This window comes from Pseudomonas anuradhapurensis (assembly GCF_014269225.2).
Taxonomy (GTDB): Bacteria; Pseudomonadota; Gammaproteobacteria; order Pseudomonadales; family Pseudomonadaceae; genus Aquipseudomonas; species Aquipseudomonas anuradhapurensis.
Genome location: NZ_CP077097.1, coordinates 487,935 through 503,869, shown reverse-complemented (window position 1 = coordinate 503,869; position 15,935 = coordinate 487,935). Strand labels below are relative to the sequence as shown.

Sequence of the window (15,935 nt, the reverse complement as noted above, 5' to 3'; positions counted from 1 at the left end):
CCGAAGTCTTAGCCGAGGCTGATCTGTACTTCCACACCTGCCGCCAGATCAAGCTTCATCAGCGCGTCAACGGTTTTATCCGTTGGCTGGACGATGTCCAGAACACGCTTATGAGTGCGGATCTCGTACTGGTCACGCGCGTCTTTGTTGACGTGCGGGGAAACCAGAACGGTGAAACGCTCTTTGCGGGTAGGCAGTGGAATTGGACCACGCACTTGTGCACCAGTACGTTTCGCGGTTTCCACGATTTCCTGGGTGGATTGGTCGATCAGGCGATGGTCGAAAGCCTTCAACCTGATACGGATTTGCTGATTTTGCATTGGATTTCAGACTCCAGGCTGTTCCCAACGGACGCACTACGCCCGCTAAAAGGAGGCGTGATTCTATAGACGCCCCCATTTAGTGTCAACCCAATAAAAAAAACCCCCGCTGAGCGGGGGTTTTTTCAATCGGTCGAGTGATTACTCGATGATTTTGGCTACGACGCCGGCGCCGACGGTACGACCGCCTTCACGGATAGCGAAGCGCAGACCGTCTTCCATTGCGATGGTCTTGATCAGGGTGACAGTCATCTGGATGTTGTCACCTGGCATTACCATTTCAACGCCTTCCGGCAGTTCGCAGTTACCGGTCACGTCAGTGGTACGGAAGTAGAACTGAGGACGGTAGCCTTTGAAGAACGGAGTGTGACGGCCGCCTTCTTCCTTCGACAGAACGTAGACTTCTGCGGTGAACTTGGTGTGCGGCTTGACCGAACCTGGCTTGACCAGAACCTGACCACGCTCAACTTCGTCACGCTTGGTACCACGCAGCAGAACGCCGCAGTTCTCGCCAGCGCGGCCTTCGTCCAGCAGCTTGCGGAACATTTCAACACCGGTGCAGGTGGTGTTGGTGGTCGGGCGCAGGCCAACGATTTCCAGCGGATCCTGAACGCGGACGATACCACGCTCGATACGACCGGTAACAACGGTACCACGACCCGAGATCGAGAATACGTCTTCGATCGGCATCAGGAACGGCTGGTCAACGGCACGGATTGGCTCAGGGATGTAGGCATCCAGAGTTTCTACCAGCTTCTTGACAGCGGTAGTACCCATTTCGTTGTCGTCTTTGCCTTCCAGCGCCATACGAGCCGAACCGATGATGATCGGGGTGTCGTCGCCTGGGAAGTCGTAGGTGGACAGCAGGTCGCGAACTTCCATCTCGACCAGTTCCAGCAGCTCAGCGTCGTCTACCAGGTCAGCCTTGTTCAGGAAGACCACGATGTACGGAACGCCTACCTGGCGGGACAGCAGGATGTGCTCACGGGTTTGTGGCATCGGACCATCGGCGGCCGAGCAAACCAGGATCGCGCCGTCCATCTGGGCAGCACCGGTGATCATGTTCTTCACGTAGTCAGCGTGACCTGGGCAGTCAACGTGAGCGTAGTGACGAATGTTCGAGTTGTACTCGACGTGAGCGGTGTTGATGGTGATACCGCGCGCTTTTTCTTCCGGAGCCGAGTCGATCTTGTCGAACTCAACGACTGCCGAACCGAATACTTCGGAGCAGACGCGAGTCAGAGCTGCGGTCAGAGTGGTCTTACCGTGGTCAACGTGGCCGATGGTGCCGACGTTAACGTGGGGAAGGGAACGATCAAATTTTTCTTTAGCCACGACAGTGAACCTCTTGCCTAAAGGGCTGGATTAGCCTTGTTTTTTAACGAGTGCTTCGACGATGTTCGACGGAGCTTCGGAGTACTTGGAGAATTCCATGGAGTAGCTTGCGCGACCCTGAGACATGGAACGAACGTCGGTCGCATAACCGAACATCTCTCCCAGCGGGACTTCTGCACGGATAACCTTGCCGGAAACCGAGTCATCCATACCCTGGATCAGACCACGACGACGGTTCAGGTCACCCATCACGTCACCCATGTAGTCCTCAGGGGTTACTACCTCAACCTTCATGATCGGCTCAAGCACAACACCGCCGCCCTTCTGGGCCAGCTGCTTGGTCGCCATGGAGGCCGCGATCTTGAACGCCATCTCGTTGGAGTCGACGTCGTGGTACGAACCGTCGAACACGGTAGCCTTCAGACCGATCAGAGGATAGCCGGCAACAACGCCGTTCTTCATCTGCTCTTCGATACCCTTCTGGATCGCCGGGATGTATTCCTTAGGAACCACACCGCCAACGACTTCGTTGGTGAAGACCAGGCCTTCGGTGATGTTGCCTTTTTCGTCCTGATCCGGCTCGGAGAAGCGGATCCAGCAGTGACCGAACTGACCACGACCACCGGACTGACGAACGAACTTACCTTCGATCTCGACACCAGACTTGGTGATCTTCTCGCGGTAGGAAACCTGCGGCTTGCCGATGTTGGCCTCAACGTTGAACTCGCGCTTCATGCGGTCAACGATGATGTCCAGGTGCAGCTCACCCATACCGGAGATGATGGTCTGGCCGGTTTCTTCGTCGGTCTTGACGCGGAACGACGGGTCTTCCTGGGCCAGCTTGCCCAGAGCGATACCCATCTTTTCCTGGTCTTGCTTGGTCTTCGGCTCAACCGACAGGGAAATTACCGGCTCAGGGAAGTCCATACGCTCAAGGATGATTGGCTTGTCGGCGTCGCACAGGGTTTCACCAGTGGTAACGTCCTTCATGCCGATCAGGGCCGCGATGTCGCCAGCGCGTACTTCCTTGATCTCTTCACGCTGGTTGGCGTGCATCTGCACCATACGACCAACGCGCTCTTTCTTGCCTTTTACCGAGTTGATGACCGAGTCACCGGAGCTCAGAACGCCCGAGTAGACGCGAACGAAGGTCAGGGTACCTACGAACGGGTCGGTAGCGATCTTGAACGCCAGAGCCGAGAACGGCTCGTTGTCGTCGGCGTGACGCTCGTCTTGGCGAACAGCCGGGTCGTCCTTGGCCAGGTCGGCGTCGTCCGGGTTGATACCCTTGATTGCAGGGATCTCGGTCGGAGCCGGCAGGTAGTCGATAACGGCGTCGAGAACCAGGGGCACGCCCTTGTTCTTGAACGAGGAGCCGCAGACAGCAGGAACGATCTCGCTCGCCAGAGTACGGGCGCGCAGACCAGCCTTGATGTCTTCGACGGACAGGTCACCTTCTTCAAGGTACTTGTTCATCAGCTCTTCGTTGGCTTCGGCAGCTGCCTCGACCATGTTGCTGCGCCATTCGTTGGCCAGGTCAACCAGCTCGGCAGGAATCTCTTCCTCGCGGTAGGTGGTGCCCTTGTCGTCTTCGTTCCAGTAGATGGCTTTCATCTTGATCAGGTCGACCTGACCCTGGAAGTCGTCTTCTGCACCGATAGCCAGCTGGACCGGAACCGGGGTGTGACCCAGGCGGTTCTTGATCTGGCCGACAACGCGCAGGAAGTTGGCACCGGCACGGTCCATCTTGTTCACGTAGACAACACGTGGAACGCCGTATTTGTTGGCCTGACGCCATACGGTTTCGGACTGCGGCTCAACGCCGGAGGTACCGCAGAACACAACGACCGCGCCGTCGAGTACGCGCAGCGAACGCTCTACTTCAATGGTGAAGTCAACGTGGCCGGGGGTATCGATGACGTTTACGCGGTAGTTGTCGTACTGACCACGGGAACCTTTCCAGAAGGTGGTAACGGCAGCGGAGGTAATGGTGATACCGCGCTCCTGCTCCTGCACCATCCAGTCGGTGGTAGCGGCGCCGTCGTGCACCTCGCCCATCTTGTGGCTCAGACCTGTATAGAACAGGATCCGCTCGGTAGTGGTAGTCTTGCCCGCGTCAACGTGGGCGCAAATACCGATGTTACGGTAGCGGTTAATTGCTGTAGTACGAGCCATAAAGCCCTCGCAAAATGATTGATGCTTGAATTAGAAGCGGTAGTGCGAGAACGCTTTGTTGGCTTCGGCCATACGGTGCACGTCTTCACGCTTCTTGACTGCAGCACCCTTGCCTTCAGCAGCATCCAGCAGTTCGCCGGCCAGGCGCAGGGCCATCGACTTCTCGCCGCGCTTGCGGGCGTAGTCTACGAGCCAGCGCATTGCCAGAGCGTTACGACGGGATGGACGAACTTCAACCGGAACCTGGTAAGTGGCACCGCCGACACGGCGGGACTTAACTTCGACCAGCGGAGCGATGGCGTCGAGAGCTTTCTCGAAGATTTCCAGGGGGTCGCTGTTCTTGCGTGCTTTGACGGTATCCAGGGCACCGTAAACGATGCGCTCGGCTACGGCCTTCTTGCCGCTTTCCATCACGTGGTTCATGAACTTGGCGAGAATCTGGGATCCGTACTTCGGATCGTCAAGGATCTCACGTTTTGCTGCTACACGACGTCTTGGCATGATAAGCCCTCAAACGGTCTTCAGGTTAGCCCGGGACCAGGTCTCTCGACCCCTGCCCGACCTTACTCTTATCGACTCAAATAAATGGATGTCTGCAAACGGCCGATTACTTCGGACGCTTGGTACCGTACTTCGAACGACCCTGGTTACGGCCTTTAACGCCCGAAGTATCCAGAGAGCCGCGAACGGTGTGGTAACGAACACCTGGCAAGTCTTTTACACGGCCGCCACGGATCAGGACGACGCTGTGCTCTTGCAGGTTGTGACCTTCACCACCGATGTACGAGGAAACCTCGAAACCGTTGGTCAGACGCACACGGCATACTTTACGCAGTGCCGAGTTAGGTTTTTTCGGCGTGGTGGTGTACACACGGGTGCACACGCCACGACGCTGCGGGCAGTTCTGCAGCGCAGGTACGTCGGATTTCTCGACGGTACGCTTACGCGGCTGACGTACCAGCTGGTTGATAGTTGCCATCTACTAGCTCCACTGATTGTCTTGCGACGCTATTGTCTTGCAAGAAAGCCAAAAATTGGCGAGACGGAGCCTCACCAAATTTAAGGGTACAAAAGTCTAAAGAGGATCTTGCACCCAGTCAAGACGAGGCCCCGGCCCTCCCCGCCCGGTCATCGGCAACAATTGATGTCACCGATGGCCTTGCGAGATGCGCCGGGGCCCTGCCCTGTACTTAGTTACCGCTGGAGTTCAGCGCTTCGGTCAGTGCGGCTTCCACCTCACTGGCGCTCACACGCAGCGGCTTGTCGGCGTCACGGCGGCGCTTGCGCTCGCTGTGGTAGGCCAGACCAGTACCGGCCGGGATCAGACGACCCACGACCACGTTCTCTTTCAGGCCGCGCAGGTAGTCGCGCTTGCCGGTTACCGCCGCTTCGGTCAGTACGCGGGTGGTTTCCTGGAAGGAAGCCGCGGAGATGAACGACTCGGTCGACAGCGAGGCCTTGGTGATACCCAGCAGCACGCGGGTGAACTTGGAGACGAACTTGTCCTCGGCGGCGAGACGCTCGTTCTCTACCAGCACCTGGGTCAGTTCCATCTGGTCGCCCTTGATGAAGCTGGAATCGCCCGACTCGGTGATCTCGACCTTGCGCAGCATCTGACGCAGGATGGTCTCGATGTGCTTGTCGTTGATCTTCACGCCCTGCAGACGGTAAACGTCCTGGATCTCGTTGACGATGTACTTCGCCAGCGCGCTCACACCCAGCAGACGCAGGATGTCGTGCGGATCGCTCGGGCCGTCGGAGATAACTTCGCCGCGGTTTACCTGTTCGCCTTCGAAGACGTTCAGGTGACGCCACTTCGGAATCAGCTCTTCGTACGGCTCGCTGCCATCGGTCGGGGTAATGACCAGGCGACGCTTGCCCTTGGTCTCTTTACCGAAGGCGATGGTGCCGCTGACTTCAGCCAGAATCGAGGCTTCTTTCGGACGGCGCGCTTCGAACAGGTCGGCAACGCGCGGCAGACCACCGGTGATGTCACGGGTCTTCGACGTTTCTTGCGGGATACGCGCGATAACGTCACCAACACCGATCTGCGCACCGTCAGCCACACCGACAAGGGCGTTGGCCGGCAGGAAGTACTGGGCAGGTACGTCGGTACCTGGCAGGTACAGGTCCTTGCCAGAAGCGTCGACCATCTTGATTGCCGGACGGATTTCCTTACCAGCGGCAGGGCGATCCTTGACGTCCAGGACTTCAATGTTGGTCAAACCGGTCAGTTCGTCGGTCTGACGCTTGATGGTGATGCCTTCTTCCATGCCCACGAAGGTCACGGTACCTTTCAGCTCGGTAACGATCGGGTGGGTGTGCGGGTCCCACTTGGCGACGATGGCGCCAGCTTCGACCTTTTCACCTTCCTTGACCGAGATCACCGCACCGTAAGGCAGCTTGTAGCGCTCACGCTCACGACCGAATTCGTCGGCAATGGCCAGTTCGCCCGAACGCGATACGGCAACCAGGTTGCCATCGGCACGCTCTACCTGCTTGAGGTTGTGCAGACGGACCATACCGCCGTTCTTCACCTGGACGCTGTCGGCAGCCGAGGTACGGCTTGCAGCACCACCGATGTGGAACGTACGCATGGTCAGCTGGGTACCCGGCTCACCGATCGACTGGGCAGCGATAACGCCGACAGCTTCACCGATGTTCACCTGGTGACCGCGAGCCAGGTCACGACCGTAGCACTTGGCGCAGATGCCGTAGCGGGTTTCACAGTTGATCGGCGAACGCACGACCACTTCGTCGATGCTGTTCAGCTCGATGAACTCGACCCACTTCTCGTCGACCAGGGTACCGGCCGGAACGATGACGTCCTCGGTGCCTGGCTTGAACACGTCACGGGCGATGACACGACCCAGTACACGCTCACCCAGCGGCTCTACAACGTCGCCGCCTTCGATGTGCGGGGTCATCAGCAGGCCCTGGTCGGTGCCGCAGTCGATCTCGGTAACCACCAGATCCTGGGCAACGTCTACCAGACGACGAGTCAGGTAACCGGAGTTCGCAGTCTTCAGTGCGGTATCCGCCAGACCCTTACGAGCACCGTGGGTCGAAATGAAGTACTGCAGAACGCTCAGGCCTTCACGGAAGTTCGCCGTGATCGGCGTCTCGATGATCGAGCCGTCCGGCTTGGCCATCAGGCCACGCATACCGGCCAGCTGACGGATCTGGGCCGCGGAACCCCGCGCACCGGAGTCAGCCATCATGTACATCGAGTTGAAGGACTCTTGCTCGACTTCCTTGCCTTCGCGGTCGATGACCTTCTCTTTCGAGAGGTTGGCCATCATCGCCTTGGACACTTCGTCGTTCGCCTTCGACCACAAGTCGATGACCTTGTTGTACTTCTCGCCCTGGGTTACCAGGCCGGAAGCGTACTGGCTCTCGATTTCCTTCACTTCGTCGGTAGCGGTACCGATGATGCGGGCTTTCTCGTCCGGGATAACGAAGTCGTTAACACCGATGGAAACGCCGGAAATGGTCGAGTAAGCGAAACCGGTGTACATCAGCTGGTCAGCGAAGATAACGGTCTCTTTCAGACCAACCACGCGGTAGCACTGGTTGATCAGCTTGGAGATCGCCTTCTTCTTCATCGGCTGGTTGACCACGTCGTACGGCAGGCCTGCCGGTACAACCTGGAACAGCAGCGCACGGCCGACAGTGGTGTCGACGATGCGGGTGTTCTTGACCACGGAACCGTCACGCTCTTTCACGGTTTCGTTGATACGAACCTTGATTTTCGCGTGCAGGGCAGCCTCGCCGGCGCGGAATACGCGGTCGACTTCCTGCAGGTCGGCGAACACGCGACCTTCGCCCTTGGCGTTGATGGCTTCGCGGGTCATGTAGTACAGACCCAGTACAACGTCCTGCGACGGAACGATGATTGGCTCACCGTTGGCTGGCGACAGAATGTTGTTGGTCGACATCATCAGCGCGCGCGCTTCGAGCTGGGCTTCCAGGGTCAGCGGCACGTGAACGGCCATCTGGTCACCGTCGAAGTCGGCGTTGTACGCGGCACAGACCAGCGGGTGCAGCTGGATAGCCTTGCCTTCGATCAGAACCGGCTCAAAGGCCTGGATACCCAGGCGGTGCAGGGTTGGTGCACGGTTGAGCAGTACGGGGTGTTCGCGGATCACCTCGGCGAGCACGTCCCAAACCTCTGGCAGCTCGCGCTCGACCATCTTCTTGGCAGCCTTGATGGTGGTCGCCAGACCACGCATTTCCAGCTTGCCGAAAATGAACGGCTTGAACAGCTCGAGGGCCATCTTCTTCGGCAGACCGCACTGGTGCAGACGCAGGGTCGGGCCTACGGTAATTACCGAACGGCCAGAGTAGTCCACACGCTTACCGAGCAGGTTCTGACGGAAGCGACCTTGCTTACCTTTGATCATGTCGGCCAGGGACTTCAGAGGACGCTTGTTCGAGCCAGTGATGGCGCGACCGCGACGGCCGTTGTCCAGCAGGGCGTCGACCGCTTCCTGCAGCATGCGCTTTTCGTTGCGCACGATGATGTCCGGCGCCGACAGATCGAGCAGGCGCTTCAGACGGTTGTTACGGTTGATCACCCGACGATACAGGTCGTTCAGGTCGGAAGTCGCGAAGCGGCCACCATCCAGCGGCACCAGCGGACGCAGGTCCGGCGGCAGCACTGGCAGGACGGTCAGAACCATCCACTCAGGCAGGTTGCCCGAGCCCTGGAACGCTTCCATCAGCTTCAGGCGCTTGGACAGCTTCTTGATCTTGGTTTCCGAGTTGGTCTGCGGAATCTCTTCACGCAGGCGACCGATCTCGTGCTCCAGGTCGATAGCGTGCAGCAGCTCGCGGACAGCCTCGGCACCCATGCGGGCGTCGAAGTCGTCACCGAACTCTTCCAGCGCTTCGAAATACTGCTCGTCGTTCAGCAGCTGGCCCTTTTCCAGGGTGGTCATGCCCGGGTCGATAACCACGTAGCTCTCGAAGTAGAGCACGCGCTCGATATCGCGCAGGGTCATGTCCATCAGCAGGCCGATACGGGACGGCAGCGACTTCAGGAACCAGATGTGGGCAACCGGCGAGGCCAGTTCGATGTGCGCCATGCGCTCACGACGAACCTTGGCCAGGGCAACTTCAACGCCGCACTTCTCGCAGATCACGCCGCGGTGCTTGAGGCGCTTGTACTTGCCGCACAGGCACTCGTAGTCCTTGACTGGGCCAAAGATCTTGGCGCAGAACAGGCCGTCACGCTCAGGCTTGAACGTACGGTAGTTGATGGTTTCCGGCTTCTTAACTTCACCGAACGACCACGAACGGATCATTTCAGGCGACGCCAGACCGATGCGGATGGCGTCGAACTCTTCGACTTGACCCTGGTTTTTCAGCAAATTCAGTAGGTCTTTCAAGGCCTTTCCTCCTGGCGGAGCAGGGAGCGGGCATTACCTGCCCCACTCCCCTTCGCGTCACGTGTTATTCGGTTTCCAGATCGATATCGATACCGAGCGAACGGATCTCTTTGATCAACACGTTGAAGGACTCGGGCATGCCCGGCTCCATACGGTGATCGCCATCCACGATGTTCTTGTACATCTTGGTACGGCCGTTCACGTCGTCCGACTTCACTGTGAGCATTTCTTGCAGGGTGTATGCCGCGCCGTATGCTTCCAGCGCCCACACTTCCATCTCCCCGAAACGCTGACCACCGAACTGCGCCTTACCACCCAGCGGCTGCTGGGTAACCAGGCTATAGGAACCAGTGGAACGCGCGTGCATCTTGTCGTCCACCAAGTGGTTCAGCTTGAGCATGTACATGTAACCAACGGTCACAGGACGCTCGAACTTGTTGCCGGTGCGGCCGTCGAACAGCACCATCTGGCCGCTCTCTGGCAGGTCGGCCAGCTTCAGCATGGCCTTGATCTCGCGCTCCTTGGCACCATCGAAGACCGGGGTAGCCATAGGCACGCCCTTCTTCAGGTTGTTGGCCAGGGCCATGATCTCTTCGTCGGTGAACTCGTCCAGGTTTTCCTGGCGACCACCGATCTCGTTGTAGACCTCGGTCAGGAACACGCGCAGTTCAGCGGCCTTGCGCTGTTCTTCGATCATGCGGTCGATCTTCTCGCCCAGACCCTTGGCCGCCAGGCCCAGGTGGGTTTCGAGGATCTGACCGACGTTCATACGCGAAGGTACGCCCAGCGGGTTCAGTACGACGTCGACCGGAGTACCGTTGGCGTCGTGCGGCATGTCTTCGACCGGCATGATCACCGAGACCACACCCTTGTTACCGTGACGACCGGCCATCTTGTCACCCGGCTGGATGCGACGGCGGATTGCCAGGTAAACCTTGACGATCTTCAGTACGCCCGGCGCCAGGTCATCGCCCTGCTGCAGCTTGCGCTTCTTGTCTTCGAACTTGTCGTCCAGCAGACGGCGACGGTCGACGATGTACTGCTGAGCCTTTTCCAGCTGCTCGTTCAGTGCATCTTCAGCCATACGCAGTTTGAACCACTGGCCGTGCTCCAGACCGTCCAGCACTTCGTCAGTGATCACGGTGCCTTTCTTCAGGCCCGCACCACCGTCGACCACCTGGCCGTTCAGGGCAGAACGCAGACGCTCGAAGGTTGCACCTTCGACGATGCGGAACTCTTCGTTGAGGTCCTTGCGGATCTCGTCCAGCTGCATCTTCTCGATGGCCAGGGCGCGGCTGTCGCGCTCGACGCCATCACGGGTGAAGACCTGTACGTCAATGACGGTACCTTTGGTGCCGGTTGGCACGCGCAGGGAGGTGTCCTTAACGTCGCTGGCTTTCTCGCCGAAGATTGCGCGCAGCAGTTTTTCTTCCGGAGTCAGCTGGGTTTCGCCTTTTGGCGTGACCTTGCCGACCAGGATGTCGCCAGCGCCGACTTCGGCACCCACGTAGACGATACCGGCTTCGTCCAGCTTGTTCAGTGCGGCCTCACCCACGTTCGGGATGTCCGCAGTGATTTCCTCTGGGCCAAGCTTGGTGTCACGCGCCACACAGGTCAGTTCCTGGATGTGGATGGTGGTGAAGCGGTCTTCCTGAACCACACGCTCGGAGAGGCAGATGGAGTCTTCGAAGTTGAAGCCGTTCCACGCCATGAACGCGATGCGCATGTTCTGACCCAGTGCCAGTTCACCCATGTCGGTGGACGGGCCGTCGGCCATGATGTCGCCACGCTGAACCTTGTCACCCTTGCTCACCAGCGGACGCTGGTTGATGCAGGTGTTCTGGTTCGAACGGGTGTACTTGGTCAGGTTGTAGATATCCACACCTGCTTCGCCGGTTTCCACTTCGTCGTCGGCAACGCGGACAACGATACGGCTGGCGTCGACCGAGTCGATCACACCACCGCGGCGAGCAACCACGCAGACACCGGAGTCACGGGCAACGTTGCGCTCCATGCCGGTACCTACCAGCGGCTTGTCGGCGCGCAGGGTCGGTACAGCCTGACGCTGCATGTTCGAACCCATCAACGCACGGTTGGCGTCGTCGTGCTCGAGGAACGGAATCAGCGACGCAGCGACCGAAACAACCTGCTTCGGCGAAACGTCCATCAAGGTGACGTCTTCCGGCGCCTTGACGGTGAATTCGTTCAGGTGACGAACCGCTACCAGCTCATCGATCAGTTGCTTCTTCTCGTTCATCGCGGCCGAAGCCTGGGCGATGACGTGATCCGCTTCTTCAATGGCCGACAGGAACACGATGTCGTCGCTGACCACACCTTCTTTCACCACGCGGTACGGGCTTTCCAGGAAGCCGTACTGGTTGGTGCGGGCATAGGCTGCCAGGGAGTTGATCAGACCGATGTTCGGACCTTCAGGGGTCTCGATCGGGCACACGCGGCCGTAGTGGGTCGGGTGTACGTCACGGACTTCGAAGCCGGCACGCTCACGGGTCAGACCACCTGGGCCGAGTGCGGAGACGCGGCGCTTGTGGGTGATCTCGGAGAGCGGGTTGTTCTGGTCCATGAACTGGGACAGCTGGCTGGAACCGAAGAACTCTTTCACCGCCGCCGCAACCGGCTTGGCGTTGATCAGGTCTTGCGGCATCAGGCCTTCGCTTTCCGCCATCGACAGGCGTTCCTTGACCGCGCGCTCGACACGCACCAGGCCAACGCGGAACTGGTTTTCGGCCATTTCGCCGACGCAACGCACGCGACGGTTACCCAGGTGGTCGATGTCGTCGACGATGCCTTTGCCGTTACGGATGTCGACCAGGGTCTTCAGAACCTCGACGATATCTTCCTTGCTCAGCACGCCCGAACCTTCGATCTCGGTACGACCGATACGACGGTTGAACTTCATGCGGCCAACGGCGGACAGGTCGTAACGCTCGGCGCTGAAGAACAGGTTGTTGAACAGGGTCTCGGCGGCATCCTTGGTTGGCGGCTCGCCAGGACGCATCATGCGATAGATCTCGACCAGGGCTTCCAGCTGGTTGCTGGTGGTGTCGATCTTCAGGGTGTCGGAGATGAACGGACCGCAATCGATGTCGTTGGTGTACAGGGTCTCGATACGGACAACCTGTGCCTTGGCGACCTTGATCAGCAGCTCGGTGGTCATCTCGGTGTTGCATTCGGCCAGGATTTCACCGGTAGCCGGGTGCACGATGGCCTTGGCAGTGGTGCGACCCAGGACGTATTCCATCGGGACGTCCAGCTGCTTGACGCCAGCCTTCTCGAGCTGGTTGATGTGGCGCGCGGTAATACGGCGGCCCTGCTCGACAATGACCTTGCCGGTTTCGTCATGGATGTCCATGACGGCAACTTCACCACGCAGACGCTGCGGCACCAGTTCCAGGCTGAGTTTCTCGCCGGAAATGTGGAAGACGTTGGTGGTGTAGAAGGTGTTCAGCACTTCTTCAGTGCTGTAGCCCAGGGCGCGCAGCAGCACCGAAGCCGGCAGTTTGCGGCGACGGTCGATACGCACGAACACGCAGTCCTTCGGGTCGAACTCGAAGTCCAGCCAGGAACCGCGGTAAGGGATGATGCGAGCGGAGTACAGCAGCTTGCCGGAGCTGTGCGTCTTGCCACGGTCGTGGTCGAAGAACACACCAGGCGAACGGTGCAGCTGGGAAACGATCACACGCTCGGTACCGTTGATAACGAAGGTACCGTTTTCAGTCATCAGGGGGATTTCACCCATGTAGACTTCTTGCTCTTTGATGTCCTTGATCGCTTTGTTCGACGATTCCTTGTCGAAAATGATCAGGCGCACCTTGACCCGCAGTGGGACCGCGAAGGTCACGCCACGCAGGACACATTCCTTCACATCGAAGGCGGGTTCGCCCAGGCGGTAGCCTACGTACTCCAGGGCAGCATTGCCGGAGTAGCTGATGATCGGAAATACCGATTTGAAGGCCGCGTGCAGGCCGACGTCGCGGAACTGATCCTTGGATGCTCCCGCTTGCAGGAATTCGCGATACGAATCCAGCTGGATGGCCAGGAGGTAAGGCACATCCATGACGTCCGGCAACTTGCTAAAGTCCTTGCGGATACGTTTTTTCTCAGTGTATGAGTAAGCCATCAGCGTTCCCCAGCTTGGTCACCTGCTTGTTTGGCTTCTCCCGGCGGGAGCAGCCAGAAAATCGTGCAAACCCCTTGGTTTGCGCACCCACATGGGTGTCTTGCAGCTTGTTATCGGGGCCGGCTTGACCGACCACCAATAACGGAAAAAGGCCGGTGGCATAAGCCACCAGCCATCAGCCCTTCGCTCAACGCTCGGACTGGAGTCGCAAGGTCGAGATTACTTCAGCTCGACTTTAGCGCCAGCTTCTTCCAGCTTCTTCTTCGCGTCTTCAGCGGCTTCTTTCGAAACGCCTTCAGCGATAACCTGAGGAGCGCCGTCGACTTTCTCTTTGGCTTCTTTCAGGCCCAGACCGGTCAGCTCACGAACGGCCTTGATCACGTTTACTTTCTTGTCGCCAGCTTCGGTCAGAACGACGTTGAACTCGGTCTGCTCTTCAACAGCGGCAGCAGCGGTAGCTGGGCCAGCGGCAACAGCAGCAGCAGCGGTAACGCCGAAGGTTTCTTCCATCGCTTTGATCAGTTCAACAATTTCCAGAACAGTTTTCTGGCCGATCGCTTCGATGATTTGCTCGTTAGTCAGAGACATGACTATGAATTCCTGTATTGGGGTGACAGCCTACGCGGCCATCAAATTAAACGTTTGATTTCGAAAGGTGCTACGCGGCCTTAGGCAGCAGCAGCTTCTTTCTGGTCGCGCAGAGCTGCCAGGGTACGAGCCAGCTTGCTGGTTGCACCTTGGATTACGCTCATCAGCTGTGCGATAGCCTCGTCGCGAGTTGGCAGGGTTGCCAGCACGTCGATCTGGTTAGCGGCAAGGAACTTGCCGTCGAACGCAGCTGCCTTGATCTCGAACTTGTCCTGACCCTTGGCGAACTCTTTGAACAGACGGGCAGCAGCGCCCGGGTGTTCGTTGGAGAAAGCAATCAGGGTCGGGCCTTTGAACGCGTCGTTGAGGATCGAGAATTCGGTGCCTTCAACAGCGCGCTTCAGCAGGGTGTTACGTACGACACGTACGTAAACGCCAGCTTCGCGGGCCTCTTTACGGAGTCCGGTCATTGCGCCTACAGTCACACCACGGGCATCAGCCACGACAGCGGACAGAGCGACTTTGGCAGCCTCGTTGACTTCAGCGACGATGGCCTTCTTGTCTTCGAGTTTAATTGCCACGGGTTTACTCCTGGTTTTTACCGTTTCATCTGGCCGAAGCCGGATGTCGTTTTGGTGTCTGATTCGGTAACGAATCGGGAGCACCATCTGCGTGGGCTGGTTTTTTAAGGCTTGCGCCGCCTACGGTCTTGGATAGCCCCCGCCAGGCAGGGACCCCAATTTTTGCTGGTGGCGCGACAGGTCGCGCCACCATGTTCTTACACGTTCAGCGAGCTCTGATCGATGACCAGACCTGGGCCCATGGTGGTGCTCAGGGTAACGCGCTTGACGTAGATACCTTTCGAGGAAGCTGGCTTGATACGCTTCAGATCAGCGATCAGGGCTTCAACGTTTTCCTTCAGCTTGCCGGCTTCGAAGCCGATCTTGCCAACGGAGGTGTGGATGATACCGTTCTTGTCGGTACGGTAGCGAACCTGACCAGCCTTGGCGTTCTTGACGGCGCCGGCTACGTCTGGGGTCACGGTACCAACTTTCGGGTTAGGCATCAGGCCGCGAGGACCCAGAACCTGACCCAGCTGACCTACAACGCGCATGGCATCAGGCGATGCGATGACGACGTCATAGTTCAGGTCGCCGCCTTTCATTTCGGCAGCCAGATCGTCCATACCTACGCGGTCAGCGCCGGCAGCCAGAGCGGCTTCAGCAGCTGGACCCTGGGTGAAGACGGCAACGCGAACGGTCTTGCCAGTGCCGTGCGGCAGCACGGTAGCGCTACGTACGACCTGGTCGGATTTACGCGGGTCAACACCGAGGTTAACGGCGATGTCGTAGGACTCTACGAACTTGGCAGCCGGCAGCGAGGCCAGCAGATTGGCCGCTTCTTCGAAGTTGTAGGCTTTGCCTGCTTCGATTTTCTCGGCGATTGCCTTTTGGCGTTTGGTCAGCTTAGCCATTACACACCCTCCACGTTCAGGCCCATGCTGCGGGCAGAGCCAGCGATGGTGCGTACAGCAGCGTCCAGGTCAGCGGCAGTCAGGTCAGCCTGTTTGGCTTTGGCGATGTCTTCCAGCTGAGCGCGGGTAACGGTACCGACTTTAACGGTGTTCGGGCGAGCCGAACCACTGGTCAGGCCAGCAGCTTTCTTCAGCAGAACCGAGGCAGGGGTGCTCTTGGTCTCGAAGGTGAAGCTACGGTCGCTGTAGACAGTGATGATCACAGGAGTCGGCAGGCCGGCTTCTTGACCCTGAGTACGGGCGTTGAAGGCCTTGCAGAATTCCATGATGTTCACACCGTGTTGACCCAGTGCTGGACCAACGGGTGGGCTTGGGTTGGCCTGGCCGGCCTTAACTTGCAGCTTGATGTAAGCCTGAATCTTCTTAGCCATGAGCTACTCCAAAATCGGGTACGAACGCCTGATGGCTCCCCGGATGACTTGCGTTTTATCCCAGTGACGACAAAACCCCGCAGC

General features: G+C 58.6%; 11 protein-coding genes. All 11 read right to left on the bottom strand.

Going from position 1 to position 15,935, the window contains the following annotated elements; all coding sequences use genetic code 11:
- Positions 1-8 precede the first annotated feature (8 nt).
- The 11 genes from rpsJ to rplK all read right to left on the bottom strand — a co-directional run bounded on the left by rpsJ (position 9) and on the right by rplK (position 15,851).
- Positions 9-320: a 30S ribosomal protein S10 gene (gene rpsJ, locus HU763_RS02245; protein ID WP_003186070.1), complete on the bottom strand. Its 312-nt coding sequence runs from the start codon at positions 318-320 to the stop codon at positions 9-11.
- 141 nt (positions 321-461) lie between these two features.
- Positions 462-1,655 (bottom strand): elongation factor Tu, encoded by a 1,194-nt coding sequence (tuf, locus tag HU763_RS02240; protein WP_170027986.1) that lies wholly within the window; start codon positions 1,653-1,655, stop codon positions 462-464.
- 30 nt (positions 1,656-1,685) lie between these two features.
- Entirely contained in the window at positions 1,686-3,830 is a 2,145-nt protein-coding gene (gene fusA / locus HU763_RS02235; protein WP_186678990.1) for an elongation factor G, read from the bottom strand.
- Positions 3,831-3,860: 30 nt separating this feature from the next.
- On the bottom strand, positions 3,861-4,331 hold the full coding sequence (gene rpsG, locus HU763_RS02230) for a 30S ribosomal protein S7 (protein ID WP_003246741.1): 471 nt from the start codon (positions 4,329-4,331) through the stop codon (positions 3,861-3,863).
- Between the two features lie 106 nt (positions 4,332-4,437).
- Positions 4,438-4,809 carry a 30S ribosomal protein S12 gene (gene rpsL, locus HU763_RS02225; RefSeq protein ID WP_003257088.1) on the bottom strand — a complete coding sequence of 124 codons (372 nt, stop codon included), beginning with the start codon at positions 4,807-4,809 and terminating at the stop codon, positions 4,438-4,440.
- 211 nt (positions 4,810-5,020) lie between these two features.
- Positions 5,021-9,220, bottom strand: a complete 4,200-nt coding sequence (gene rpoC / locus HU763_RS02220) for a DNA-directed RNA polymerase subunit beta' (protein WP_170027990.1) — start codon at positions 9,218-9,220, stop codon at positions 5,021-5,023.
- A 64-nt stretch (positions 9,221-9,284) separates the two neighbouring features.
- Positions 9,285-13,358, bottom strand: a complete 4,074-nt coding sequence (rpoB, locus tag HU763_RS02215; RefSeq protein WP_170027989.1) for a DNA-directed RNA polymerase subunit beta — start codon at positions 13,356-13,358, stop codon at positions 9,285-9,287.
- 219 nt (positions 13,359-13,577) lie between these two features.
- On the bottom strand, positions 13,578-13,946 hold the full coding sequence (rplL, locus tag HU763_RS02210) for a 50S ribosomal protein L7/L12 (protein WP_170027988.1): 369 nt from the start codon (positions 13,944-13,946) through the stop codon (positions 13,578-13,580).
- Between the two features lie 80 nt (positions 13,947-14,026).
- Positions 14,027-14,527, bottom strand: coding sequence for a 50S ribosomal protein L10 (gene rplJ, locus HU763_RS02205; RefSeq protein WP_003257082.1), 501 nt, complete (start codon positions 14,525-14,527; stop codon positions 14,027-14,029).
- Between the two features lie 197 nt (positions 14,528-14,724).
- Positions 14,725-15,420, bottom strand: a complete 696-nt coding sequence (gene rplA, locus HU763_RS02200) for a 50S ribosomal protein L1 (protein ID WP_170027987.1) — start codon at positions 15,418-15,420, stop codon at positions 14,725-14,727.
- On the bottom strand, positions 15,420-15,851 hold the full coding sequence (rplK, locus tag HU763_RS02195) for a 50S ribosomal protein L11 (RefSeq protein ID WP_003255500.1): 432 nt from the start codon (positions 15,849-15,851) through the stop codon (positions 15,420-15,422). The genes rplA and rplK overlap by 1 nt, the downstream gene beginning before the upstream one ends.
- Between the last annotated feature and the right edge of the window lie 84 nt (positions 15,852-15,935).

What these genes read in the sequence shown, in the direction of transcription:
- rpsG (WP_003246741.1), bottom strand. Translation starts at nt 4,331, where the DNA reads ATGCCAAGACGTCGTGTAGCAGCAAAACGTGAGATCCTTGACGATCCG.
- fusA (WP_186678990.1), bottom strand. Translation starts at nt 3,830, where the DNA reads ATGGCTCGTACTACAGCAATTAACCGCTACCGTAACATCGGTATTTGC.
- rpsL (WP_003257088.1), bottom strand. Translation starts at nt 4,809, where the DNA reads ATGGCAACTATCAACCAGCTGGTACGTCAGCCGCGTAAGCGTACCGTC.
- rplA (WP_170027987.1), bottom strand. Translation starts at nt 15,420, where the DNA reads ATGGCTAAGCTGACCAAACGCCAAAAGGCAATCGCCGAGAAAATCGAA.
- rpoB (WP_170027989.1), bottom strand. Translation starts at nt 13,358, where the DNA reads ATGGCTTACTCATACACTGAGAAAAAACGTATCCGCAAGGACTTTAGC.
- rplK (WP_003255500.1), bottom strand. Translation starts at nt 15,851, where the DNA reads ATGGCTAAGAAGATTCAGGCTTACATCAAGCTGCAAGTTAAGGCCGGC.
- rpsJ (WP_003186070.1), bottom strand. Translation starts at nt 320, where the DNA reads ATGCAAAATCAGCAAATCCGTATCAGGTTGAAGGCTTTCGACCATCGC.
- rplL (WP_170027988.1), bottom strand. Translation starts at nt 13,946, where the DNA reads ATGTCTCTGACTAACGAGCAAATCATCGAAGCGATCGGCCAGAAAACT.